At 73.1% G+C, this 22,545-nt stretch carries 21 protein-coding genes; 10 read left to right on the forward strand and 11 right to left on the reverse strand.

What is annotated here, in order from left to right; all coding sequences use genetic code 11:
* Positions 1–43 precede the first annotated feature (43 nt).
* A complete protein-coding gene (locus ACZ50K_RS13850; RefSeq protein WP_468901927.1) occupies positions 44–3,124 on the forward strand; it encodes an FG-GAP-like repeat-containing protein in 3,081 nt (1,026 codons plus the stop codon).
* Here the strand turns inward: ACZ50K_RS13850 and ACZ50K_RS13855 are convergent.
* Genes ACZ50K_RS13855 through ACZ50K_RS13865 form a run of 3 tightly spaced genes read right to left on the reverse strand, consistent with a single transcriptional unit; the run spans position 3,121 to position 4,375 of the window.
* Positions 3,121–3,306: a DUF397 domain-containing protein gene (locus ACZ50K_RS13855; RefSeq protein ID WP_468901930.1), complete on the reverse strand. Its 186-nt coding sequence runs from the start codon at positions 3,304–3,306 to the stop codon at positions 3,121–3,123. The two genes, ACZ50K_RS13850 and ACZ50K_RS13855, sit on opposite strands and share 4 nt — an antisense overlap.
* A 41-nt stretch (positions 3,307–3,347) precedes the next feature.
* The gene (locus tag ACZ50K_RS13860) at positions 3,348–3,548 is read right to left on the reverse strand and encodes a DUF397 domain-containing protein (protein ID WP_468901932.1); all 201 of its coding nucleotides are present in this window, start codon (positions 3,546–3,548) and stop codon (positions 3,348–3,350) included.
* Positions 3,548–4,375: a helix-turn-helix domain-containing protein gene (locus tag ACZ50K_RS13865; protein ID WP_468901935.1), complete on the reverse strand. Its 828-nt coding sequence runs from the start codon at positions 4,373–4,375 to the stop codon at positions 3,548–3,550. The genes ACZ50K_RS13860 and ACZ50K_RS13865 overlap by 1 nt, the downstream gene beginning before the upstream one ends.
* A 108-nt stretch (positions 4,376–4,483) precedes the next feature.
* On the opposite strand from ACZ50K_RS13865, the gene ACZ50K_RS13870 reads away from it, so the two are divergent.
* Both ACZ50K_RS13870 and ACZ50K_RS13875 read left to right on the forward strand, forming a co-directional pair.
* The gene (locus ACZ50K_RS13870; RefSeq protein WP_468901938.1) at positions 4,484–4,954 is read left to right on the forward strand and encodes an ATP-binding protein; all 471 of its coding nucleotides are present in this window, start codon (positions 4,484–4,486) and stop codon (positions 4,952–4,954) included.
* Between the two features lie 50 nt (positions 4,955–5,004).
* The gene (locus tag ACZ50K_RS13875) at positions 5,005–6,300 is read left to right on the forward strand and encodes a serine hydrolase domain-containing protein (protein WP_468901940.1); all 1,296 of its coding nucleotides are present in this window, start codon (positions 5,005–5,007) and stop codon (positions 6,298–6,300) included.
* Positions 6,301–6,315: 15 nt separating this feature from the next.
* On the opposite strand, the gene ACZ50K_RS13880 is transcribed toward ACZ50K_RS13875, so the two are convergent.
* On the reverse strand, positions 6,316–6,858 hold the full coding sequence (locus ACZ50K_RS13880) for an EF-hand domain-containing protein (protein WP_468901941.1): 543 nt from the start codon (positions 6,856–6,858) through the stop codon (positions 6,316–6,318).
* 315 nt (positions 6,859–7,173) lie between these two features.
* On the opposite strand from ACZ50K_RS13880, the gene ACZ50K_RS13885 reads away from it, so the two are divergent.
* Entirely contained in the window at positions 7,174–7,752 is a 579-nt protein-coding gene (locus ACZ50K_RS13885; protein WP_468901944.1) for a sigma-70 family RNA polymerase sigma factor, read from the forward strand.
* Positions 7,749–8,969 carry a maleylpyruvate isomerase N-terminal domain-containing protein gene (locus tag ACZ50K_RS13890; protein WP_468901947.1) on the forward strand — a complete coding sequence of 407 codons (1,221 nt, stop codon included), beginning with the start codon at positions 7,749–7,751 and terminating at the stop codon, positions 8,967–8,969. Before ACZ50K_RS13885 ends, ACZ50K_RS13890 begins: the two co-directional genes overlap by 4 nt.
* 69 nt (positions 8,970–9,038) lie before the next feature.
* Here ACZ50K_RS13890 and purU read toward each other — a convergent pair whose 3' ends face one another.
* Together purU and ACZ50K_RS13900 are read right to left on the reverse strand one after the other, a co-directional pair.
* Positions 9,039–9,911, reverse strand: coding sequence for a formyltetrahydrofolate deformylase (gene purU, locus ACZ50K_RS13895; protein WP_468901950.1), 873 nt, complete (start codon positions 9,909–9,911; stop codon positions 9,039–9,041).
* 23 nt (positions 9,912–9,934) lie between these two features.
* The gene (locus tag ACZ50K_RS13900) at positions 9,935–10,381 is read right to left on the reverse strand and encodes an SCO4402 family protein (protein ID WP_468902437.1); all 447 of its coding nucleotides are present in this window, start codon (positions 10,379–10,381) and stop codon (positions 9,935–9,937) included.
* Positions 10,382–10,599: 218 nt separating this feature from the next.
* Here ACZ50K_RS13900 and ACZ50K_RS13905 point away from each other — a divergent pair, with 218 nt between their 5' ends.
* Positions 10,600–11,886 (forward strand): ABC transporter substrate-binding protein, encoded by a 1,287-nt coding sequence (locus ACZ50K_RS13905; protein ID WP_468901952.1) that lies wholly within the window; start codon positions 10,600–10,602, stop codon positions 11,884–11,886.
* 36 nt (positions 11,887–11,922) lie between these two features.
* On the opposite strand, the gene ACZ50K_RS13910 is transcribed toward ACZ50K_RS13905, so the two are convergent.
* Together ACZ50K_RS13910 and ACZ50K_RS13915 are read right to left on the reverse strand one after the other, a co-directional pair.
* On the reverse strand, positions 11,923–13,170 hold the full coding sequence (locus ACZ50K_RS13910) for a hypothetical protein (protein WP_468901954.1): 1,248 nt from the start codon (positions 13,168–13,170) through the stop codon (positions 11,923–11,925).
* Between the two features lie 150 nt (positions 13,171–13,320).
* Positions 13,321–14,703: a transcriptional regulator gene (locus ACZ50K_RS13915; protein ID WP_468901957.1), complete on the reverse strand. Its 1,383-nt coding sequence runs from the start codon at positions 14,701–14,703 to the stop codon at positions 13,321–13,323.
* A gap of 264 nt (positions 14,704–14,967) precedes the next feature.
* On the opposite strand from ACZ50K_RS13915, the gene ACZ50K_RS13920 reads away from it, so the two are divergent.
* The 3 genes from ACZ50K_RS13920 to ACZ50K_RS13930 all read left to right on the forward strand — a co-directional run bounded on the left by ACZ50K_RS13920 (position 14,968) and on the right by ACZ50K_RS13930 (position 18,191).
* Positions 14,968–15,639, forward strand: a complete 672-nt coding sequence (locus tag ACZ50K_RS13920; RefSeq protein ID WP_468901960.1) for a bifunctional DNA primase/polymerase — start codon at positions 14,968–14,970, stop codon at positions 15,637–15,639.
* A gap of 84 nt (positions 15,640–15,723) precedes the next feature.
* Positions 15,724–16,548, forward strand: coding sequence for an ABC transporter ATP-binding protein (locus ACZ50K_RS13925; protein WP_468901963.1), 825 nt, complete (start codon positions 15,724–15,726; stop codon positions 16,546–16,548).
* Positions 16,545–18,191 carry a transporter gene (locus ACZ50K_RS13930; RefSeq protein ID WP_468901966.1) on the forward strand — a complete coding sequence of 549 codons (1,647 nt, stop codon included), beginning with the start codon at positions 16,545–16,547 and terminating at the stop codon, positions 18,189–18,191. The genes ACZ50K_RS13925 and ACZ50K_RS13930 overlap by 4 nt, the downstream gene beginning before the upstream one ends.
* Positions 18,192–18,220: 29 nt before the next feature.
* On the opposite strand, the gene ACZ50K_RS13935 is transcribed toward ACZ50K_RS13930, so the two are convergent.
* A complete protein-coding gene (locus tag ACZ50K_RS13935; protein WP_468901968.1) occupies positions 18,221–19,156 on the reverse strand; it encodes an alpha/beta fold hydrolase in 936 nt (311 codons plus the stop codon).
* A 280-nt stretch (positions 19,157–19,436) separates the two neighbouring features.
* Complete coding sequence (locus ACZ50K_RS13940; protein ID WP_468901971.1) at positions 19,437–20,129, reverse strand: metal-dependent transcriptional regulator; 693 nt, start codon at positions 20,127–20,129, stop codon at positions 19,437–19,439.
* 189 nt (positions 20,130–20,318) lie between these two features.
* On the opposite strand from ACZ50K_RS13940, the gene ACZ50K_RS13945 reads away from it, so the two are divergent.
* Complete coding sequence (locus ACZ50K_RS13945) at positions 20,319–21,074, forward strand: SIS domain-containing protein (RefSeq protein WP_468901974.1); 756 nt, start codon at positions 20,319–20,321, stop codon at positions 21,072–21,074.
* On the opposite strand, the gene ACZ50K_RS13950 is transcribed toward ACZ50K_RS13945, so the two are convergent.
* Positions 21,071–22,438, reverse strand: coding sequence for a PAS domain-containing protein (locus tag ACZ50K_RS13950; RefSeq protein WP_468901976.1), 1,368 nt, complete (start codon positions 22,436–22,438; stop codon positions 21,071–21,073). The two genes, ACZ50K_RS13945 and ACZ50K_RS13950, sit on opposite strands and share 4 nt — an antisense overlap.
* Between the last annotated feature and the right edge of the window lie 107 nt (positions 22,439–22,545).

The following is a 22,545-nucleotide window of genomic DNA, read 5'->3' on the forward strand; positions in this document are numbered from 1 at the left end:
CGTTCGCCTCCGGCGGGCAAACTCCATGATCACGGGGGATTCCATGCGATACACCACAGCAGCGCTCGCCGTCCTGGCGGCCGTTGCGACAGCGGTCCAGCCGGCCGTCGTGCCATCCGCGGCCGCGGCCTCCGCAGCCGCCGCCCTGCCCGGCGAACTCGTCATTCCCGCGCGCAAGCTCGCCAACCCGGCCGGCGTGGACATCCGCTTCGCGAACACCACCGGCCTGCTGCGGGCGGCACCGGCCGCCCGCGGAGGCTACGACTGGCTGCCCTACGGCCGGCCCCAGGGCGTCCACCTGCCCGCGGACAAGGTGGGCACCGCACTCGGCCTGGCCGGCGACACCCTGGTCCACCAGTTCCCGGACCACACGGACCGGGTCGAGTACCTCGACCTGAAGGACGGCACCACCCGTGCCCTGAACCTCCCCCAGGGGCAGAGCTTCCACTCGGTGATCGGCACCACCGTGCTCACCCGGTCCGCGACCGGCTGGGCCCTGCTGGCCTGGGAGGACGGGCGGCAGACCGAGCGCCCGGTCACCGGCCTGCCGACGACCGGGAGGCTCGGCGCGTCCGCCTCGCTGGAGACGGGCCTCCTGCTCTTCGACCACACCGGGAAGCCCACCTCCTACTGGCTGGACCTCGCCACGGCGACCGGCCGCCAGGTACCCGTCGACACCGACGGAGCGACCGGCCGCAACCGCTGGTCGGTCGCCATCCACGAACTCGTCTACGAGGACCGGGACCAGTGGTACATCGACGGGTTCGACGCCTGGGACCTGACCGCCGAACCGTCCGAGAAGCCGACCCTCCACTTCGAAGGCCAGTGGCGCAGTGACGCCGTGCCCGTCTCCGTGATCGGCCAGGAGCTGGTGCTCACGAGCACCGCGCCCGGCAGCGGTCTGGCCGCGCGCTCCCCCGACGGCAGCTACCGCCCGCTGTTCGAGCCCCCCACGGGCACCGTCACCCGCACCACCACCGACACCGACGGCCGCCCGCTGATCTTCGTCGGCCAGCCGGCCGACGGCACCGTGAACGTCCACGCGGTGGTCCCCGGCCCCGACGGCAAAGCCGTCGTCCAGGCCCTCGGCGACGTCCCCGGCCCCAACCGCGACCAGCGGATCGAACGGCTGGCCATGCAGAACGGCGAGATCACCACCGTCGACGGCTGGCCCCGGCACGGTGTCGTCAGCCGGTACCCGGTGGGATCATCCGGCACGCCCAGGCCCGGCAACTGGCAGGCCCTCTTCACGGTGCCCGGGCCCGATCCGCAGGGCGAGTACCAGAGGCCCTTCGACCTCTGTGGGCGCGAGCCCGCCCCCGGCCGCAGCGGCTGCGCCGAACTGATCGCCACCGGGGACGGCGGCATCGTGATCGACAGCGAGGTCAACCCGGAACAGATCGCCCCCTTCGGATCCGGCTGGTACCCCGATGAGATCGTCCCGGGCGCGGGCTATCGGGACTACGTCGCCGGCACCGCACAGGCCTCCGGCCGGTACGTGGCCCTGCGCAGGCAGACCCCCCTCAACCAGATCGACGTCCTCGACCGCCTGCGGGAAAAGATCGTCGGCAGCCATCCGGTGCCCGGCGGGGACTTCGCCCTCTCCGGATCGGCACTGTGGCGGGAAACCCGCACGGCGGGCACCGTCGAAGCCGTCAACGTCACCAGCGGCGCCCCGCTGCGCACCGACAAGGTGTCCGGCTGCGACATCCAGGAACTCCAGGCCTACGGAAGCTCGCTGTACTGGAAGTGCGAGAAGGAATCCGGGGTCTACGACACCGGCACCAAGAAGAACACCAAGCTCCCCGCGCACACCCTCGCCGTCCTCGGCAGCGGATTCCTCGTACTGGAATCGGGCGGTTCCCTGAAGTCCGTCGACCTCAAGGCCGGCGGCACCGTCCGCGAACTCCCCAAGCCCGCCGACCCCGTCTACGGCCAGGGCTGGACGGTGGACCGGCAGTCCGCCCGCGTCGCCTGGACCGACACCGGGTCCGCCCTGCACGTGCTCCCCGTCGGATCGGGCGCCGCGGACCTCACGATCCCGGACTCCGAGGCCCCCACCACCGCCGACCTGAGCGCCAAGAAGACCTGGGAGCCCCGGTTCTGGCTGTCGAAGCCGGCCGCCTCCTGGACGCTGACGGTGCGGCGGAAGGCCACCGGCACGGTGGTGCGCACCTTCACCGGCGGCCCGACGAACGGCGCCTTCGGCCCGGTGTGGGACGGCACGGACACGGCCGGCTGGAACGTCCCCAACGGCGAACACACCTGGACGCTGACCGCGAACCCGGCCGACGGCCAGGGCCCGGCCCTCACCCGGAACGGCACGCTCGCGGTGACGGGCAAAGCCGTTCCCCGGGACATGGTCTCGGACGACGGCCAGGCCGACATCACCTTCCTGGACAAGGACAGCAAGCTCGGCTTCCTGCTGGGCAGGGGCATCGACCGGTACCCGGTCACCAGCCCGTACATGGTGACCGGCTGGGACCCGAAGGCACTGTTCGTGCCCTTCGGCGACATGAACGCCGACCGGGTGAACGAGCGCCTGGTCCGGGACGCCAAGGGCGTGCTCTCGGTCCAGTTCGCCCAGCCGGGCCGGGTGGTGGCCGCCCGCACGAAGGCGATCGGCCCGGGCTGGGGCCAGTACGACGTCCTCACCTCACCCGGCGACCTCACCGGTGACGGCCTCGCCGACCTGATCGCCCGCCAGACGACCACCGGGGACATCTACCTCTACGCCCAGGACGGCAAGGGCGCCTTCAAGGCCCGGGTCCTCATCCAGAAGAACTGGAAGCTGTACAAGACCGTCGTCGGCGCCGGAGACCTCACCGGTGACGGCATCGGCGAACTCCTCGCCGTGGACGCCAACGGCACCGTCTTCCGCTACGACGGGGTGCGCACCGGCACCGTCAAGCCGCGGGCCCGCGCGTCCGCCGACGGCTGGGCGAAGAACCGCAGCGCGTTCACCGTCATGGACATCGACGGCGCCGGCGGCAAGCCGGCCGGCGTCGTCACCCGCAACACGGCCGGAGAGCTCCTCTACAGCCCGCCGGTCACCGGCACCGCCCTGCTCGCCCCCGGAACCCGGTTCGCCACCGGCTACGCCGCCTTCAAGACGCTCCTCTAGAGCGCCGCGACGAACACGGCGAACGCCGGGGCGCCGAAGCCCAGCACCGGCCCGTCCGGGACCTTCGAGTCCCGGACGGGCACCACGCCGCGCGCGGCCGCGAGGTTGGTGGCCACCTCGACGCAGGCGCCGCCGTTGTCGCTGTAGGAAGAGGTGAACCAGCGGGGGGATTCGGTCGTCACGGGGCGTCCTCTCGCAGATGGCAACTGCACGAGTGCTACCCCTACTCGGCAGCCTTGATGCCCGCCACGAACGCGGTAAACGCCCCTGCGGCGAAGTCCAGGACGGGGCCGCCGGGGTTCTTGGAGTCCCGGACGGGCACCAGGCCGCTGGAGGCGACGAGGTTGGCCGCGACCTCGACACACTGGCCGCCGTTCTCGCTGTACGAAGAGGTGAACCAGCGGGGGGATTCGGTCGTGGTCATTACGGCGTGCCCTTTCGTAACGTGCTGATCATCGCCACTGATGCGGCTTGAGAGAGCGCTTCGGCCTGAAGTTGATGATAGGCCGTCAACAACGGCAGCACAGCTGTGCTTTCACGCTCAAGGTAGCCCCGCTGGGCGGACTCGGCGTAGGACATCAACGAGCGGTCCGCCAGGGTTATCAGCGTGACCGGCAGGGTGAATGGCCGTCCCTCGCCCATGCTGAACGGGGCGATCTGGAGCACGGTGTTCGGCAGCTCGGCGAACTCCTCCAGCCGTGCCAGCTGGGCGTCCATGACCGACGGTCCGCCCACGGGCCGAAGAAGGCAGCTCTCGTCCAGGACCACGAAGATCAGCGGGCGGGACACCCGGTCGAGCGCGGCTTGCCGTTCGGCGACCAGGGAGACCCGTTCGTCCGCCTGCTCCCGCGAGATCGCGCCGCGCTTGACCACACTGGCCGCGAGCACTTCCGCGTACTCCGGGGTCTGGAGCAGCCCCGGTACCACCCCCACCTCGTACAGCCGGATCTCCGCCGCCCGGGACTCGTGGGAGACGTACTCCGGGAAGCCCTCCAGCAGGCTGCCGTTGCGGATCTCGCGCCATTCGCGTTCGAACGCGTCCCCGGTGCCGAAGGCCCGGTCCGCCCTGCGCGCGAAGCGCAAGGTTGGCATCTTGCGGCCGGTTTCCACCGCCGAGATATGGGTGCCGGAGTAGTCCATCCGCACGCCCAGCTCCTCCTGCCGCCACCCGCGCGCCTCGCGCGAGCTGCGCAGATTCGCCCCGAACGCGGCCTGCGGAGAGCTCTCCGGGTTCAGATCCTTGATGTTCAACGCTCTGGCACCAACCTTCCGCCCAGCTTCGACACGTTGCACGGTCCCCTACCGTCCCGCCACGCTGAGCCGCCCCAGTAGTGGACCGGCTACGCAGAGGAGCGGGCAATGCCCCGAACGGGAATTCCTTCGAACGAGCACGGGGGCACCGACCCCGGCGGCGACGCCCGGAACTGGCGGCAGCAGTTCAGCGGCACCCCGCGCGGGGCGCGGCTGTCTCGGCACCTCGGGGTGCTCGAACTGGCCCGGTGGGGTTGTCCGCCGGGGAGCGAGGACTCCGACCGGGTGGCGCAGGTCATCGCCGAGCTGGTCGCCAACGCCGTGTGCCACGGGGTCCGCGGCCGGGACTTCCAGCTCGGCCTGCGGGACCTGGGCCCGGCCATCCGGGTGGAGGTCTCCGACGCCCGCGCCGAGCGCGTGCCCCGGATGCGGCCGGCCCGCCTCCAGGGCCAGGAGGAGGACGGGTACGGGCTGCATATCGTCCACGCCCTGGCCGACCGTACGGGCGTGTCCGCCCGACAGGTCGGCAAGACGGTCTGGGCCGAGGTCACCAAGCGGATTCCGGCCGCCCGGCCGTAGGCTGGATGAACTGGCTCGGGGACGGGACCGGTGTGTCAGAGGTGATCGCCATGCGCAGATCGCGATTGCGGGCGCTGCCCGCGTGTGCCGCCGCCACCCTGCTGCTCACCGTGTCCGGCACCGCCTCCGCCACCGGTACGGCGCAGGCATCCGTCGCGTCCCCGCAGTCCGCCGCGCGGGCGGCCGTACGCCTTCCGGCCGCCGAGCTCGATCCGGGGACCGTGCAGCGGCTCGACTCCGCGATCACCCAGGCCATGCGGAGGGCCGCCATCCCGGGGGTCGACGTCGGCCTGTGGATCGACGGCCGCGGCGACTACGTCCGCGCCTTCGGCACCGCCGACAAGAGCAACGGCACCCCGATGAAGACCGACATGTTCTCCCGGATCGGCAGCGTCACCAAGACGTTCACCGTGACCGGGCTGCTCCGGCTGGTCGACCAGGGCCGGGTCGGTCTCGACGATCCCATCTCACGCTACGTGGACGGGGTCCCCGGCGGCGAGAAGATCACCCTGCGGCAGCTCGCCGGGATGCGCAGCGGGCTCTACGACTACACCGCCGATCCCGAGCTGCTGGACGAGATGCGGGCCGACCCGCAGCGCACCTGGACCCCCCGCCAGCTGCTGGACGTCGCCTTCGCGCATCCCGCGCAGTTCGCCCCGGGCGCCAAGTGGGAGTACAGCAACACCAACATCATCCTGCTGGGTCTGCTGATCGAGAAGGTCAGCGGCAGCAGCCTGACCGACTACCTCCGGGACGAGGTGCTGGAGCCGGCCGGGCTGAAGGACACCAACCTGCCCACCGACAGCGCCATCCGCTCCCCCTACGCCCACGGCTACAGCGACTTCTCCCCCGACGGGAAGATCGTCGACACCTCCCGCTGGAACCCCTCGTGGGCCTGGGCGGCCGGGGCGATGATCTCCGATCTGGAGGACCTGCGCGTCTGGGTGCCGACCCTGGTCAGCGGGCGGCTGCCGGACGGCAGGCCGATGCTGGAGCCCGCGACCCAGGCCCAGCGGCTGGCGGTCCGGCCGACCGGGCACAAGGACGTCTCGTACGGTCTGGGCATCGCCGAGGTCAACGGCTGGCTGGGCCACAACGGCGACCTGCCGGGCTACGAGACCCTCGCGGTCCGGCTGCCGTCCGCCGGGGCCACCCTGGTGCTGCTGATCAACTCCGATGTGGACGGCAGCACCGGCAGCCTCAGCACCTATCTGGGCCGGGCGATCACCGAGATCGTCACCCCGGCCCATGTCTGGGGCATCCCGCCGGCCGCACAGCCCAACGCGCCGAGCCCGGACCCGAGCCCGAGCCGGACGCCCGCGCCCGCGCAGAAGCCCTCGGGCTGACCGGTCCCCGACCGGTCAGGCGCCCGCGCCCGGGTCCCCGTCCGCGTCCGGGGCCTGGACCCCGCAGTAGCCGGCGAAGGCGGCCAGGATCTCGGTCTCCGAGATCCTGCCGTCCCGGTCGGCGTCCAGCCCCGCCGCCACCGCCTCCGCGATCTCCGGGACGGTGCCCAGCGCCCGCAGCACCCGGGCCGCGGCCGGCGGGGTGACCCCCGCGCCGTCCTCGTCGGCGGCCGCGATCACCGCGTGCAGGAACTGCTGGCCGATCCCGGCGAACCGTTCGGGGCTGTCCTGGAGCCGCTTGGCCGCACCCGTGATGAACTCCTCGCGGGTGACCCGCTGGTCCCCGTCCACGTCCGCGATCCCGGCCATGCCCTGCCAGAACGCCTCGGCACCGTGGATCAGCGCCTGCCCCTTGTCGGACCGCGCGGTCACACCGAATTCGGCCATCACCTCCTTCGCGGCCTTGCTGAAGTCCTCGCGGTCGATGTAGCCGTTGCCGTCCTGGTCGAAGACGGCGAATCGGGCCGCGATCTTGCGCTCGTACTCTGCGCTGTCCATGTTCGGGATCCGCCTTCACGTGTGCGGTGGGGTGCAGTTCAAGTCAAGACAGGCAGGAGCGTACGGCCTCGGTGGCCTGCGCGTTAAGCGAAGCGGTCAAGGAGGTGGCCGCATCGAACCCGCGCACGAGGAGCGCGGCGGGGCGCGTCACCGGAGGACACCCGCGCGCCCCCTATCACGGAGGTCCCCTCCGTCGTGCGAGGTTGGCCGAAACGGGTGCGGAACGGCCGGGTGACACTACATTCGGAAGAACCGGGAAGGTCGACGAGGGCCGGACGGGCCCGGACGAGGGCGACAAGGGCTGGGGGCCGCACCATGGCGAAGGACGCACCACCCCGCTGGGACCGCCGGATGCAGCAGCGGCTCGCCCGCGGGGAGGCGGCCGCGCTCGGGGAGTTGTACGACCGGTTCGCCTCGCTGGTGCACAGCCTGGCGCACCGGGTGCTCGGCGACGAGCAGGCCGCCGACCGGATCACCCGCGAGGTGTTCGGATACATCTGGGAGAACCCGGACGCCTACGACCCCAAGCAGGGGTCCATGCGTTCCTGGGTGGCCCGGATCACCCAGGGGCAGGCGGTGGCCCGCCTCCGGCAGGCCGAACTCGGCCGCGGCTCCCGGGAGGAGCTGGAGCAGAAGGTCCGCACCGCCAACGCGGCCGCCCGCGCCGACTACATCGTCACCTCCATGCCCGCACCGCTGCGGGCCGCACTGGAACTGGCCTACTTCAAACGCCGGGACTACCGGCAGGCCGCCGCCGACCTCCAGATCAGCGAGGACGAGGCCCGCCGCCGGCTGCGGCTGGGCCTCCAGCTGCTGTCCACCGCCAACGCCCTGCCCCGCGAGGGCACCACCCAGCCCGGATACGGCCCGCCCGGATACGGAAACCCGCGATGAACGGCCCCGCCGAGTCCGCCGACCACGGATACGAACTCCCGCTCCCCGCCCGGATCCCCGGCCCGCGCGGTGCCGCCGACGACCTGCCGCCGGGCGCGGCCCCGCAGCCGGCCGCCCCGCCGCCCAGCCACGAGGTGCTGAAGTCGTTGCTCGGAGCGTGGGCGCTGGCCGCCTGCTCGGCGGAGGAGACCCGGGCCGTCGAGGAGCACCTGACCGAGTGCGCGCCCTGCGCCGAGGAGGCCCTGCGGCTGCGGGACGCCGTGGGCCTGCTGCACCCGGAGGAGACCCTGGACCTGAACCCGCTGCTGCGGTCGCGGGTGCTGGAGGGCTGTCTGGGCAAGCGGCCGGCCCGGATCCCGGTGCCGGTGTGGGCCAGTCCGTACGACACGGAGGCCGCCCGGCTGGACGCGCTGCTCCGGGACTTCGGCGATGCCGAGTGGCACACGCCGGTCCGGCTGAAGTGGTTCGCCGAGGAGCGGCGGCAGTCCCGCCGGACCACGGTGGCCGGGGTGATCGGGCACCTGCTGACCGTGGACGGTCTGATCGCGACCGCGCTGGGGCTGGAGGATCCGCTGGGTCCGGACGCGCCGGTGGACACCACCGCCCGGACCGAGCGGTTCTGGGAGTCGGGCCCGCACCCGATCACCCGTAGCGTCCGCGAGCCGTGGCGGGAGCAGGGCCACACCCTGGTGCGGACGGTGTCCTTCGCGGGCCGGGGTGTCGCGGAACTCGCGGTGGACTACGGGGAGTTCTCGCTGCCCCTCGGGGACGCCTTCCTGGAGCGGGCGTTCGAGTGCTGGGTGCACGCCTGGGACATCGCGGAGGCGGTGGACTATCCGTACGACCCGCCGTCCGGGGTGCATCTGCACCGGATGATCGATCTGGCGGCCCGGCTGCTGCCCGGGGCGCTGGCCGGCCGGCGGCGGTCCGGCCTGGCCTCGCCGCCGCGCCGGCTGGTGTCGGCCGGCTCGCCGGGGCGGACCCTGCACCTGGAGATCGAGGGTTCCGGCGGCGGGTCCTGGGACATCGCGCTGGACTCCCCGGCCGCGGCCACCTCCCCGGAGCACACGGTGGCGCAGATCGCCCTGGACGGGATCGAGTTCTGCCAGCTGGCCGCGGGCCACATCTCCCCGGAGGAGGCCGCGGCGGGACAGCACGGCGACCGGGAGGCCATCCGTGACGTGCTCTTCGCCGCGGCCTCCCTGAGCCGCCTCTGACGCGTCCCCGGCCGGGTGCGGCCCGAGCCGACCTGGCGCCGGGGTGCCGGGGGTGCCGCCACGCTGCCGCTACGCGAAGACGACCGTGCGGGTGCCGTTGAGCAGGACGCGGTGCTCGCTGTGCCATTTCACGGCACGGGCCAGCGCCTGGCACTCCACGTCCCGGCCGATCGCCACCAGCTGGTCGGGGGTGACCTGGTGGCCCACCCGCTCGACCTCCTGCTCGATGATCGGGCCCTCGTCCAGGTCCGCGGTCACGTAGTGGGCGGTGGCGCCGATCAGCTTGACCCCGCGCAGATGCGCCTGGTGGTAGGGCTTGGCGCCCTTGAAGCTCGGCAGGAAGGAGTGGTGGATGTTGATGATCCGGCCGCTGAGCTCCTTGCACAGGGTGTCGGACAGCACCTGCATGTAGCGGGCCAGGACCACCAGCTCCACGTTCTCCTCACGGACCAGTTCCAGCAGCTCGGCCTCGGCCGCCGCCTTGGTGTCGCGGGTGACGGGGATGTGGCGGAACGGCACCCCGTAGGAGTCGACCAGTTCGGCGAAGTCGGTGTGGTTGGAGACCACCGCGGCGATCTCCACCGGCAGGGCGCCGATCCGGGAGCGGAACAGCAGGTCGTTCAGGCAGTGGCCGAACTTCGACACCATCAGGACGATCCGCATGCGCTCGTCGGCGCGGTGGACCTGCCAGTCCATCCGGAAGGTGTCGCCGATCGCGGCGAAGCTGGCCCGCAGCTTCTCCACCGTCACCGGCTCGTCCGCCGAGAAGTGGACGCGCATGAAGAACAGTCCGGTCTCGTGGTCGCCGTACTGCTGGCTGTCCTCGATGTTGCAGCCGGTCATGAACAGATAGCTGGACACGGCGTGCACGATGCCCTGCTTGTCCGGGCAGGACAGGGTCAGGACGTACTGGCGCGTGGTGGCGGGGTGCGGATCGCTCATGGCTCGACAGCCTTTCACACCGTTCAGGCCGAACGCGTCAGAATCCTGAGCACTTCCAGCGACCGCGGCCGGGCCTCGGGGTCCTCGCCGTCCGCCCCGGCCAGCCGGACGTGCGCCTCGCGGGCCGCCCGGACCGCCTCGGGCCAGGCGTGGTGCTCCAGATAGGCGCTGACCGGGGCGTCCGGGCCGACCTGGTGCAGGATGCGCAGCACCCGGAGCACGGCGAGGTCGACGAGGGCGGCCTCCTGGGAGTCCCGGAAGATCGTGCCCACGTACTTCTCGGCGGACCAGCTGTCCAGCCAGGTGTCCTCCACCAGCCGGTAGACGGCGTCGGTCACGTCTCCGTAGCCCTCGGCGCCGGCCAGCCAGGTGTCCTCCTGGAAGGCGGGGTCGGAGAGCATGTGCAGCGCCGAGCGCACGTTGCTGCGCCAGCGCCACCACGGCATGTCGTTGAGCGGCATGCCGCCCATGGTGGAGGAGCGGCGGCCGCGGCGGGAAGAGTTCTTCGAACCTTCGACGAATGTCACGCTTTCGATCGTACGTTCCCTTCTGTTGCGATCTTGAAGGCCCCCGCACCGGGCGGCCGCCCCACCAGGTGATCCACGGCCCCGGCAATTCACCTCCACGTCACCGAATGTTGTGTACACCTCACTCCTCAGTTATCCGCGGGGCGGAAGTCTGCGTGGTCATGACCATGAGGCGACGCAGCGCGATATCCCGTTCCCTCCTCGCGACCGCGGTGGGAGCGTCCCTCGTCACCGGGTGCGGGGTACTCCCTGGAGACACAGGGGGCTCCAGGGAGACCCTCACCGTGATGACCTGGGCCCCCGAGGACACCAAGGCCACCAACATGGCCGGCATGCCCGCCATGGCCCGCGCCTACGAACGCTGGATCAACGACAAGGGCGGCATCGACGGCCGCAAGCTGCGCGTGCTCACCTGCAACGAACAGAACACCGCCACCGGCGCCGCCGACTGCGCCCGGCAGGCCGTCGCCGAGAACGCGGTCGCCGTGGTCGGCTCCTACAGCCAGCACGGGCGGGCCTTCATGGCCCCCCTGGAGAACGCCGGCATCCCCTTCATCGGCGGCTTCGGAGTCTCCCAGGAGGAGTTCCAGAGCATCCTGTCCTACCCCGTCAACGGCGGCCAGCCGGCCCTGCTGACCGGCGCCGGGCACCAGCTCGCCCGCGACTGCGAACAGATCGCCCTGATCCGCCCCGACACCCTCGCCGGGGACTCGCTGCCCATCCTGCTGAACGCCGGACTCGCCGCCCAGCGGCCCGCCGCGGCCGGCACCCGCCCCCTGGAGGCCGCCGACCTGCGGGCCGCCGAGGACTCCGCCGACTTCGCCCCGCAGGCCCGCGAGGCCTACGCGGTGGCCTCCCGCGGCAAGGACAAGGGCTGTGTGACGGCCGCGCTCGGCGAACGCACCGAGACCTTCTTCGACTACTTCCGGCGGGTCGGCGGCAAGAAGCGGCCGAAGATCTCCTCCGTGCAGGGCAGCCTCGGCCAGGCCCTCATCGACCGGACCGGCGGCGCCGACAGCCCCTTCGAGGGCGCCTTCGTCACCGGCTGGTACCCGGTGGCCAGCGACCCGCTGTGGCAGCCGATGCGCCAGGTGATCTCCGAGCAGGCCTTCGGGGACGACGCCCTGGACCCGTCCGACGTCGGCACCCAGACCACCTGGATCGCCTACACGGTCTTCACCGAGATGGTGAAGCGGCTCGGCGACGAGAAGATCACCGGCCGGCGGCTCGCCCGCACCCTGGACCGCTCCGACGGGGTCGGCACCGGCGGACTCACCCCCGACCTGCGCTGGCGGTCCCGGGACATGGGCGCGGTGCCCGGATACCCGCGGCTGATCAACGGCCGGGTCACCTTCCAGGTGGTGAAGGCCGGCCGGCTGGTCGCCCAGCCCGGCGAGGCCACCGCGGACGTGACCGCCGCCATGGAGTCCGCCCCCACCCACGGCTGACCGGCCGGGGCCCGGCCCGGGCCCCGGCCGGAACCCCTACAGCTGGGTCTTGTCCCGCTTGGTGAGCTTGTACTTGCCGGCGATCCGGTTCCACATGGTCGCGGCCGACTGCTTGGCCTTGCTGGCCTCGCCGCTGGACCGGTTGCCGGCCGCCGCGTCCTTGGTGCCCGGAGCCTTGCCGCCCTTGCAGCGGCTCTTGTCGTCGTCCTCCAGATCCTCGGCCCAGGCCGCGTACGAACGGTCCGCGGCGGCCGAGGCCTTCCAGGCCTTCGTCAGCGCGGCCGACAGCCGCTCGTGGTCCTGAAGCCGGTCGATCCGCACCTCCTCCAGCCGGGTCACCAGCCCGTCCCGCTGCCGGGCCGCGTCGCGCAGGTCGTCGGCCGCACCACCCAGGTTCCGGCAGGCCTTGATGTCGTCGACCGCACGGATCACCGAGGTCCGGCTGTCGTTGCTGTCCGCCAGCAGCTTGTCCAGCTGCACCGCCTGGGTGCGCACCGGGTCCACCGGCGCCTCCCCGGTGGTGGCGGCCGATCCGGTGGGCGAGGGCACCGAGGACACCGCCGCCGGATCGTTGTTCTGGGCCTTGCCGGAATCCCCCAGCATCGCGCCGACCCCGAGGCCGGCCACCGCCAGGGCGATCACCAGGGCCGCGATGATCCCGCCGGACACCCGGCGGCCCTGCGGCGGCTCCTCGTAACCGGCCGGCGGGGACGGCGCGAACTGCTGCTGGTTCGGGTACTGCTGGGGCTGGGGCTGGTGCTGGTTCGGGAACTGCGGTCGCGGCGGCGGATCCTGCCGGTACAGCGACTGCTGGTGCGGGGGCTGCTGCTGCGGGGGCCGCCCCCGTCTGCGGGAGGGCGGCGGCTGCCGGAGCGGCTCCTGCACCGGAGGCAACTGCTGCGTGTGCCCCTGCACATCGTCCGGCCCGGCCGGCACCGGCGGGATGTACTGCGTGGCCGCCTCGTGGTGCGACTGGGCCGGGACCGGCGGGATGTACTGGGTCGCCGCCTCGTGGTGCGGCTGGGCCGGGACCGGCGGAATGTACTGGGTCGCCGCCTCGTGGTGCGGCTGGGCCGGCACCGGCGGAATGTACTGGGTCGCCGCCTCGTGGTGCGACTGGGCCGGCACCGGGGGGACGTACTGGGTGGCGTCGTCCGCGTACGGATCGGCGGGCACCGGCGGAATGTACTGGGTCGCCGCGTCCGCGTACGGGTCGGCGGCGGGCGGCGGCGGGCCCCACTGACCACCCTCGTACGGGTAGCCGCCCTGTCCGCTCTGCGTCACCGGAACCCTCCTCCGACCCTTTCGAACCCACGGAACCGTCGGGTCACGCTACCCGGTACACCCCGCCCCGGGCCCCGCGGGGCGGATACTCGCCCCCCGGGGCCCGGGCATCCACCGGGCGCGGGCCCGGCAGGACCCGGAAGAGACGGCCTACACCGGCTGCGGGGCCAGCCGGGCCGTGAACTCGCGGGCCGCCGGCTCCTCGTGGAACGGGGCCAGCCGGGACCGGAAGTCCGCCACGTACTCCGCGCCGCGGTTCGAACGGATCGTGCCCAGCAGCTCCACCGCCCGGGTCGCCGTCGCGCACGACTGCTCCACCTCCCGCTGCTGCACCTGCGCCGAGGCCAGCAGCAGCAGCCCGATGGCCCGCCGCCGGGCCTTGGTCTCCGGAAGCAGCCGCAGGGCCTCCTCCGCCCGCCGCGCCCCGGCCTCCGCCTGCCCCAGGTCCCGGTGGCAGTGCGCCAGCTCGTCCGCCAGATAGGCCGCGTCGAAGTGCCGGATCCACACCGGGTCGTCCCCCGACTCCGGATCCGCCCGCTCCAGCGCCCCGATCGCCCGCGAGGCCAGCACCTGGGTGGCCCGGGCATCGCCCAGCAGCGCGTGCCCGCGCGCCTCCGCCGCGTAGAACATCGCCTCCGCGCGCGGGGTGGCCTGCCCCCGGGTGCCCTCCTGGGCGGCCCGGGCCAGCTGGGCGATCTCCCGCGGATTGCCCAGCTCCGCCGCGAGGTGGCTCATCGAGGCGGCCAGCACATAGCCGCCGTACGCCCGGTCCCCGGCGGCCTGCGCCAGCCGCAGCGCCTGGATGTAGTACCGCTGGGCCAGCCCCGGCTGGCCGGTGTCCACGGCCATGTAGCCGGCCAGTTCGGTGAGCCGGGCCACCGCCGCGAACAGCGCCCGCCCCACCGGCTCCCGGTACGAGCCGCCGATCAGCCCGGACACCACGCTGTTGAGGTAGTGGACCACCACCGGCCGGACGTGCCCGCTGCCGAACCGGTGGTCCAGGTCGACCAGGGCGTCCGTGGTCGCCCGGACCGCCTCCACGTCGGACATGCCCACCCGGGCCCCGCCGGTCCGCGCCACCGCCACGTCCGCGCCGGTGATCAGCCAGTCCCGGCTCGGCTCGACCAGCGCCGAGGCCGCCACCGTCGAACCGGCCAGGAAGTCCCGCCGTCCGACGTCGCTGCGCCACAGCTCACAGACCTGCTCGATGGCCCCGACCACGGTCGGGGAGAACTGCAGCCCCACCCCGGAGGCCAGGTTCTTGCCGTTGGCCATGCCGATCTCGTCGATGGTGACGGTCCGGCCGAGTTTGCGGCCGAGCGCCTCCGCGATGATGCCCGGGGCCCGGCCGCGCGGCTGCTGGCCGCGCAGCCAACGGGCCACCGAGGTCTTGTCGTACCGGAGGTCGAGGCCGTGTTCGGCCCCGCACATGTTGACCCGCCGGGCGAGCCCGGCGTTCGAACACCCGGCTTCCTGGATGAGCGCCTGCAGCCGTTCGTTCGGCTGGCGGGCGACTAGTGGCCTGGCTGCCATCAAAAACCCCCTGAGGCCGCGGGTGATCGTTGCTTTGATCACTTCCCGGCTGATGTGTGGAGAATTCCGGCGATATTCCGGGGAATCTTCCGCTGTGCGCTTTGTCGTTACCCACCCCCGGCTCCCCGCCCCCACGCGCGCCCCCGCCCGTGCACCGGTGCGCCCCGCATGCAGGATCGATGTTCCGCCTCCCGGCCGGTCAGTAGTGGCCCACGGCCGTAACCCCGCGTGACGGCGGGAGTTGTGTTGGTCGTGGAAGAGACCATGGGAGTCACGGAGACCGACACCGCCGCCATCCCCTCGCAGCGCGGTGAACAGCTGCTGGACCATGCCGTGCGGTACGCGGAAGAACGGCACTGGGACGTGTTCCCCGGCACCTGGCTGGAGCCCGGGGACGGCCGGGAGCAATGCTCCTGCGGGGCGGCCGACTGCGCGGCCCCCGGCGCGCACCCGGCGGTGAAGGACTGGGCGGCGCAGGCCACCGGCAGCGCCGTACAGGCCCGCCGGATGTGGACCAAGTACCCGAAGGCCTCCATCCTGCTGCCCACCGGCCGCACCTTCGACGCGATCGACGTGCCGGAGACCGCCGGGTTCCTGGCGCTGGCCCGGCTGGAGCGGATGGAACTCACCCTGGGCCCGGTCACCCTGACCCCGGACCGCCGGATGCTGTTCTTCGTCCTGCCGGCCGCCGGGGCCAAGGTCCCCGACCTGGTGCGCCGGCTCGGCTGGTCCCCGGCCGGCATCGACCTGGTCACCCGCGGCGAGGGGGAGTTCGTGGCCGCCCCGCCCACCCGCTACGGCGGACGCGGCTCCGTGCAGTGGGCGCGCCGGCCCACCCCCGCCAACCGCTGGCTGCCCGACATCGAGGAACTGATCAGCCCGCTGGCCTACGCCTGCGGCCGGGAGGCCTCCGACGCCCGGGCCCGCCGCGGCTGATGACATTCGTCATCGGCCGCGCCCGCGTTCCGCTCGTATCGTGAGACGGGACCGACGGGGTACGGAGCGAGAGGCGGGTGGCGCATGCGCGAGCGGGCGGCCGGCGCGGCGGACGGCACGGGAGCGGAGCAACAGGCCCCCGCCGTGAGGATCACGGGCCTGTGGAAGCGGTTCGGTGAGCAGGTCGCGGTGGCGGGAGTGGACCTGGAGCTGCCCGCGGGCCGGTTCGTGGGACTGGTCGGCCCCAACGGCGCCGGGAAGACCACCACCCTGTCGATGGTGACCGGACTGCTCCGCCCCGACATGGGCCGGGTGGAGGTGGCCGGACACGACGTGTGGCGGGACCCGGTCCAGGTGAAGGCCCGGATCGGGGTGCTGCCCGAGGGGCTGCGGCTGTTCGAGCGGCTGTCCGGGCGGGAACTCCTCGGCTACATGGGCCGGTTGCGGGGACTGCCCGGCGAGGAGACCGACAAGCGGGCCACCCAGCTGCTGGAGGTCCTCGACCTGGCCGGCAACCAGCACAAGCTGGTGGTGGACTACTCGACCGGCATGCGGAAGAAGATCGGACTGGCCGCCGCGCTGCTGCACAACCCCGAAGTCCTCTTCCTGGACGAGCCGTTCGAGGGCGTGGACCCGGTGTCCGCGCAGACCATCCGGGGAGTCCTGGAGCGCTACACCGGCTCCGGGGCCACCGTGGTCTTCTCCTCGCACGTGATGGAACTGGTCGAGTCGCTGTGCGACTGGGTGGCCGTGATGGCGGCGGGCCGGATCCGCGCGGCCGGCCCGCTGGCCGAGGTCCGCGGCGAGGCCGCCTCCCTCCAGGACGCCTTCCTGGAACTGGTCGGCGCCCGGGACCGGCCGACCGGCGACTCCCTGGACTGGCTCGGCGGCGGAACGGTTCCCCGATGAGCGCGACGACGGCCGCTGCACGGCCGGGCACACCCCCGCCCGCGCCCCCGCAGGGGCCGCCGCTGACCGGGGTGTTCGTCCGGCTGAAGCTGTCGCTGCTGCGGAACGGGCTGCGGGGCTCGGCCAAGCGCCGGGCCGTGTTCCTGGTCTCCCTGGTGGCGGCGCTGCTGCTCGCCGCGGTGCTGACCCTGCTGCTGGCCCTGCTGCGCGGCCACGCCCAGGCCGGCACGGTGGTGGTGCTGCTCGCCGGGATCCTGGCACTGGGCTGGACCTTCATGCCGCTGTTCTTCTCCGCGGGCGACGAGACCCTGGACCCCAGCCGGCTGGTGATGCTGCCGCTGCGGCCGCGCCCGCTGGTCCGGGCCCTGCTGACCTCCTCGCTGATCGGGATCGGCCCGCTGTTCACCTGCTGTCTGACGGTCGGCGCGGTGATCGCGGTGGCCCGCGGGGCCGCCGGGTTCGCGGCCGGGCTGGTCGCCGTACCGCTGCTGCTGCTCAGTTGTGTGGCGCTGGCCCGGACGGTGGCCACGGCGAACGTCCGGCTGCTGTCCAGCCGCAAGGGCCGGGACCTGGCGGTGCTCAGCGGGCTGCTGATCGCCGTCGGCACCCAGTTCGTGAACCTCGCCGCACAGCGGCTGTCCGAGGCGGGCGGGGCCGAGGCCCTGGAACCCGCGGCGGCGGTGGTCCGCTGGCTGCCCCCGGCCACCGCCCTCGGCATGGTGGACGCGGCGGGCCGCGGCCAGTACGGCACGGCGGCCGCCCAACTGGCGCTGACCCTGGCGGCGCTGGTCGCGCTGCTGGTGTCCTGGGAGCGCGGGCTGACCCGGCTGATGGTCACCCCGGACGGCTCCACGGCGGTGGCCGCCGCCGCCTCCGAGGAGCGGGCCGGACGGTCGGGCCGCTGGACCCCGCTGCCCGGCGGCCGGACCGGCGCGGTGATGCGGCGGACCCTGCTGTACGCGTTCCGGGACCCGAAGACCAAGACGGCCTGGATCTCCTCGCTGGCGCTCGGCGCCATCGTGCCGGTGTTCAACGCGGTGCAGGGCAGCGGATCGATCTACCTGTCCTGCTTCGGCGCCGGGATGCTCGGCGTGCTGATGTACAACCAGTTCGGCCAGGACACCTCGGCGTTCTGGATGGTCGCCCAGACCCTGGCCACCCCGCGCCAGGCCTACGCCGAACTGCGCGCCCGGGCCCTGGCCCTGGTGCTGGTCACCCTGCCGTACACGGTGCTGGTCACCGCGGTGACGGCCGCGCTGCTGAAGGACTGGGAGCAGCTGCCCGAGGCGCTGGGGCTGTCCCTGGGGCTGCTCGGCGGACTGGTGTGCACGGGGGCGCTGGCCTCGGCGTACTTCCCGTACTCGATCCCGCAGGACGGGGCCTTCAAGAGCGTGGCCCCCGGGCAGGGCTCGCTGGCCTGGATCGGCATCGTGGGCGGTCTGCTGTTCTCGCTGCTGGTGTGCTCCCCGCTGCTCGCCCTCAGCCTGTGGATGCATCTGGGCGGTCTGCACGGCTGGCTGTGGCTGGTGCTGCCGGCGGGCTGCGGCTGGGGCCTGCTGGTCGCCTGGGCGGGCCTCCGGGCGGCCGCTCCGAAGGTCTCGGACAGCCTCCCGGAGATCCTCCAGGCGGTCAGCAAGGGCTAGCGCGGGGCGGGCGGTTCGGGGCGGGCGGTTCAGGCGGTGAGGACTCCGTCCAGGAAGGGTTCCAGGGCCGCCCGCCAGGCCGCCGGCTGGTCGTAGTGCAGGTAGTGGCCGGCGTCCGGGATCTCGGCGTACTGGCCGGCCGGGAGGACCCGGACCATCTCCTGGGCCTCGGCCCGGCCCAGCTCCCCGTCGAGCCCGCGGACCACGAGGGTGGGGCAGCGGACCTGGGCGAGCTCCTCCCAGTGGGCGTCGTGGACCCAGGTCTCGCGGGCGGTGAGCATCTGGCGGCGGGAGAACTGCGGGCGCCAGCCGTCCTCGGCCTGCCGCATGACCTCGGCGAAGAAGGCCCCGCGGCCGGGATCGGGGCGCTCCACCCGGGGGTCGTCCTCGCCGAACCAGCGGCGGGCGGCGTCCTGGCTGGGGAAGGGCAGCGGCCAGCGGTGGAACCATTCCTCCCATTCGCGCTGGGAGGCGGCGCCCAGGGCGGAGGCGCGCATGTCGCAGATGACCAGGGCCTGGACGAGGTCGGGGCGGCGGGCGGCCAGCTGCCAGGCGGTGAGCGCGCCCATCGAGTGGCCGACCAGGGTGACCGGGGCCAGCCCGAGCTGTTCCACGACGGCTTCGGCGTCGGCCACGAAGGCCTCGCGGGTGTAGGGGCCGCGGGCGGGGGACTCGCTGTCGCCGTGGCCGCGCTGGTCGAGGGCGATGACCCGGCGGCGGGAGGCGAGCCAGCCGGCCGTGCCGGCCCAGTGGAAGGCCCGTCCCATCAGGCCGTGGAGTAACAGGGCGGCGGGCCGGTCGTCGGGTGCCGTCGGGGCGGGGGTCGGCCGGGCGGGGCTCGTCTGGCCGGGGGCGATCCGGCCGGCCGGGTCCGAAGCGGAACCGGAACCGGAACCCGTTTCGCGGAACTCCCAGGCGGCCAGCCGGACACCGTCGGCCCCTGTCACATCGAAGCGCTGTACCACCGCAGATGCACCCCCTTCGCGTGCCGCCACACTATCGAACCCCTATTCGAAAATGGCCCTCCCGCCGGCAATACCGCTCTTTCGAGTGACCTTGCTCAAGGATTGGCCGCCGCTGCCGAGGGGAGATTCCTGTCGGGAGGCGGGCCGATCGGGGAAGACGGTCCGAGGGGATGACCCTGGGAGCTCGGGGCTCCGGGTCAGCAAGGGGAGGACCGGTCCCGGCGCCGCAAGGCGCCGGGACCGTCCCACGGGAGGATCCACCCCCTGGGAACGCGGTGGTTCAGCGCTTCGCGACGAAGACGTGCGAGGCGATCTCCGACTCCAGCTCGGCGGCCTCGCCGCCACTGCCGACCAGCACACCGCCGGGGGACTCCGTCACGCTCACCACCGCACCGGGCTGCACACCGGCCCGCCGCAGGGTGTACATCAGCTGCGCGTCCGTCTGGATCGGCTCACCGATCCGACGCACGACCACCGTCTTGCCCTCGCTGCCCGGATCCAGCTCGGCCAGGCTCACCATGCCCTCGTCCAGGAACGGATCCGCCTCGGCCTTCTCGCCGAGCTCCTCCAGCCCCGGGATCGGGTTCCCGTACGGCGACTCGGTCGGGTGCCGCAGCAGCTCCAGCACCCGGCGCTCCACCGCCTCGCTCATCACGTGCTCCCAGCGACAGGCCTCCGCGTGCACCTGCTCCCACTCCAGGCCGATCACGTCCACCAGCAGACACTCGGCCAGCCGGTGCTTGCGCATCACCCGGGTGGCCAGCCGGCGGCCCTCCTCGGTCAGCTCCAGATGGCGGTCACTGGCCACCGCCACCAGGCCGTCGCGCTCCATGCGGGCCACCGTCTGGCTGACGGTCGGACCGCTCTGGTCCAGCCGTTCGGCGATACGGGCGCGCATGGGGACGACACCTTCCTCTTCCAGCTCAAGGATGGTGCGGAGATACATCTCCGTGGTATCGATCAGTCCGGACATTCTTGCCCCTCGGATAGCGTGCGCTGGCCCTGCCCCCAATTCTGCCGCAGAGCGCCGACAACCGTCCCGCGCCTTCGGCCCGCGGGCCGTTCGTCCAGGGATTGACGCCCGTATTGACAGGTCCTTGGTCCAGACCGCACGGTGAGCGGCGGACAGGCACCCCGCACCCACTGGAAGGGCCCTCAGCGCATGAGCGAGAGCAAGCTGGCCGGTCAGTTCTTCGATGCCGCCATCGGGCTGCTTCAGCGTGTCAGGGACGAGGAATCGGAAGCCATCGCCCGGGCCGGCGCCGCCGTCGCGGACGCCGTGGCCGCCGGCAACCGCCTCTTCGCCTTCGGCGCCGGCCACTCCTCCCTGCCCGCCCAGGACGTCGTCTACCGGGCCGGCGGACTGGCCCTGATGAACTTCCTGGCCGTCCCCGGCACCGCCGGGGTCGACGTCATGCCCGCCACCCTCGGCAGCGCCCTGGAACGTGTCGACGGACTCGCCGGGGCGGTCCTGGACTGCAGCCCGGCGAGCAGCGGCGACGTCCTGGTGATCATCTCGCTGTCCGGACGGAACTCCCTCCCGGTGGAGATGGCCATCAACGCCCGGGCCCTCGGCCTCACCGTCATCGGGGTGACCTCGGTGGCCTACGCCACCGAGACCAAGTCCCGGCACGTCTCCGGCGGCTATCTGAAGGACCACTGCGACATCGTCCTGGACAGCAAGATCGCGGTCGGCGACGCCGAACTCAGCCTGGACGGCATCGACGCCCCCTTCGCCCCCGCCTCCACCGTGGTGACCAGCGCGATCATGCAGGCCGTGATGGCCGCGGCGGCCGGCGAACTCGTCGCCCGCGGCATCGAGCCCCCGCTGCTGCGCTCCGGCAACGTGGACGGCGGCCACGAGTGGAACGGCCGCGTGATGTCCGAGTACGGCGACCGCATCTTCTTCCGGCACTAGCCCGTCCCCTCCGGGGCGGGCCCGGTACCGGGCGGGAACCCCGCCAGGTCCAGGTCGGCGGCCAGCCGGGCCGCGACCTCGTCCGCGTACTCCGCGTCCGCCCGCTCGAACGCCGGCCGGGACGGACCGCGCAGAAAGGTCAGCGCACCCAGGGTCCGGCCCCGGCTGCGCAGCACCGTGCACAGGGCGTGCGCCGTGCCCCCGGGCCAGCGGCGCGCCGCCGCCCACTCACCGGCGGCCGGCCCGCCCGGACCACTGCACCGGACCGGGCCGATCCGGTCCACCGCCTGGAAGACCGGATGCCCGGCCGGGTACCGGACCGGAAGCGCCCCCGGCCCCGACGGCAGCGGCACCGGCCCGGTACCCGCGGCCGGGGCCTGTGCGGCCCGCACCAGCCGCTCCCCCACCACCACGTCCACCAGCGCCTGATCGGCGAACCCGGCCAGCGCGAACTCCAGCCGCACCGCCGCCGCCTCCGCCGGATCCTCGTACTCGCCGGCCGCCCGGCCCGCCCGGTACAGCTGGTGCGCCCGGAACCGCAGCCGGTCCGCGTCCACCCCCAGCCGCCGGACCTCGGTCACGTCCTGGAACAGCCAGCCCACCCCGAGCGGCACCGGCTCCTCCGCCAGCGGCGACCCCAGCCGCACGAACCCGCACCGCCAACACCGCCGCCCCGGCACCCGCGCCCCGACCGGACCGGCGGGGTCGATCCGGTCCCGGACCGTCACCCACACCTCCAACGGCCCCGGCGGCGCCCCCTCGGCCAGCACATGCTGGAGCGCCTCCTCCAGCTCCTCCGCCCCCGCGTCCAGCAGCTCCCCGAGCGGCCGCCCCAGCAGGGCCGTCCGCCCGGAGCCGAAGGCCCGCTCGGCATGCGCGTTGACCACCGCCGGCCGCAGGTCCGCGTCGACCAGCACCACCCCCCAGGAGGCGTCCTCCATCAGGGCCTCGCTGAGCGCGATGGACCGCTCCAGATCGATCTGCGCCCGCACCTCGCCGAAGGCGCAGTACACCCCGGCCGGCCGTCCGTCGGCCCCCGGCACCCCGGCCGACTGGGTGCGCACCAGCACCCGCCCGCCGCCCTTGGTGACCAGCGCGAACTCGTGCACCTGCCGGCCGGGCGCGTCCAGCGCGGCCATCAGCCGGCTCTCCACCTCGGGCGCGTCGGCGGCCCGGGCCGCCCACCCGGCGAACCCCCGCCGGCCCACCGCCTCGGCCGCGGACCAGCCGAGGATCCGTTCGGCCTCCCGGTTCCAGTGGGTGACCACCCCGCCGGCGTCGAACGCGCAGAGGGCCGCGTCCATCCCGTCGAGCAGCGCGGCCAGCAGATCGTCGGCGGTCTCGCCACGTCCGGAAGCACTCACCTGACACCCCCCGCAGGTGTTCGCGTGTGCGGCACGTCAGATCATTGAACCGGAACGTGACGCACCGCACACCGCATTCCCCGGATATTCCCGGATTCGCTCCGCGG

The organism is Streptomyces sp. NPDC033845, assembly GCF_055576225.1.

Bases quoted from the DNA above. Each gene is read 5' to 3' on its own strand.
- ACZ50K_RS13850 (WP_468901927.1), top strand. From the start codon at position 44: ATGCGATACACCACAGCAGCGCTCGCCGTCCTGGCGGCCGTTGCGACA.
- ACZ50K_RS13860 (WP_468901932.1), bottom strand. From the start codon at position 3,548: ATGACCACGACCGAATCCCCCCGCTGGTTCACCTCTTCGTACAGCGAG.
- ACZ50K_RS13870 (WP_468901938.1), top strand. From the start codon at position 4,484: ATGCCCCGAACGGGAATTCCTTCGAACGAGCACGGGGGCACCGACCCC.
- ACZ50K_RS13875 (WP_468901940.1), top strand. From the start codon at position 5,005: ATGCGCAGATCGCGATTGCGGGCGCTGCCCGCGTGTGCCGCCGCCACC.
- ACZ50K_RS13880 (WP_468901941.1), bottom strand. From the start codon at position 6,858: ATGGACAGCGCAGAGTACGAGCGCAAGATCGCGGCCCGATTCGCCGTC.
- ACZ50K_RS13885 (WP_468901944.1), top strand. From the start codon at position 7,174: ATGGCGAAGGACGCACCACCCCGCTGGGACCGCCGGATGCAGCAGCGG.
- ACZ50K_RS13890 (WP_468901947.1), top strand. From the start codon at position 7,749: ATGAACGGCCCCGCCGAGTCCGCCGACCACGGATACGAACTCCCGCTC.
- purU (WP_468901950.1), bottom strand. From the start codon at position 9,911: ATGAGCGATCCGCACCCCGCCACCACGCGCCAGTACGTCCTGACCCTG.
- ACZ50K_RS13900 (WP_468902437.1), bottom strand. From the start codon at position 10,381: ATGGGCGGCATGCCGCTCAACGACATGCCGTGGTGGCGCTGGCGCAGC.
- ACZ50K_RS13905 (WP_468901952.1), top strand. From the start codon at position 10,600: ATGACCATGAGGCGACGCAGCGCGATATCCCGTTCCCTCCTCGCGACC.
- ACZ50K_RS13915 (WP_468901957.1), bottom strand. From the start codon at position 14,703: ATGGCAGCCAGGCCACTAGTCGCCCGCCAGCCGAACGAACGGCTGCAG.
- ACZ50K_RS13920 (WP_468901960.1), top strand. From the start codon at position 14,968: ATGGGAGTCACGGAGACCGACACCGCCGCCATCCCCTCGCAGCGCGGT.
- ACZ50K_RS13925 (WP_468901963.1), top strand. From the start codon at position 15,724: ATGCGCGAGCGGGCGGCCGGCGCGGCGGACGGCACGGGAGCGGAGCAA.
- ACZ50K_RS13930 (WP_468901966.1), top strand. From the start codon at position 16,545: ATGAGCGCGACGACGGCCGCTGCACGGCCGGGCACACCCCCGCCCGCG.
- ACZ50K_RS13940 (WP_468901971.1), bottom strand. From the start codon at position 20,129: ATGTCCGGACTGATCGATACCACGGAGATGTATCTCCGCACCATCCTT.
- ACZ50K_RS13945 (WP_468901974.1), top strand. From the start codon at position 20,319: ATGAGCGAGAGCAAGCTGGCCGGTCAGTTCTTCGATGCCGCCATCGGG.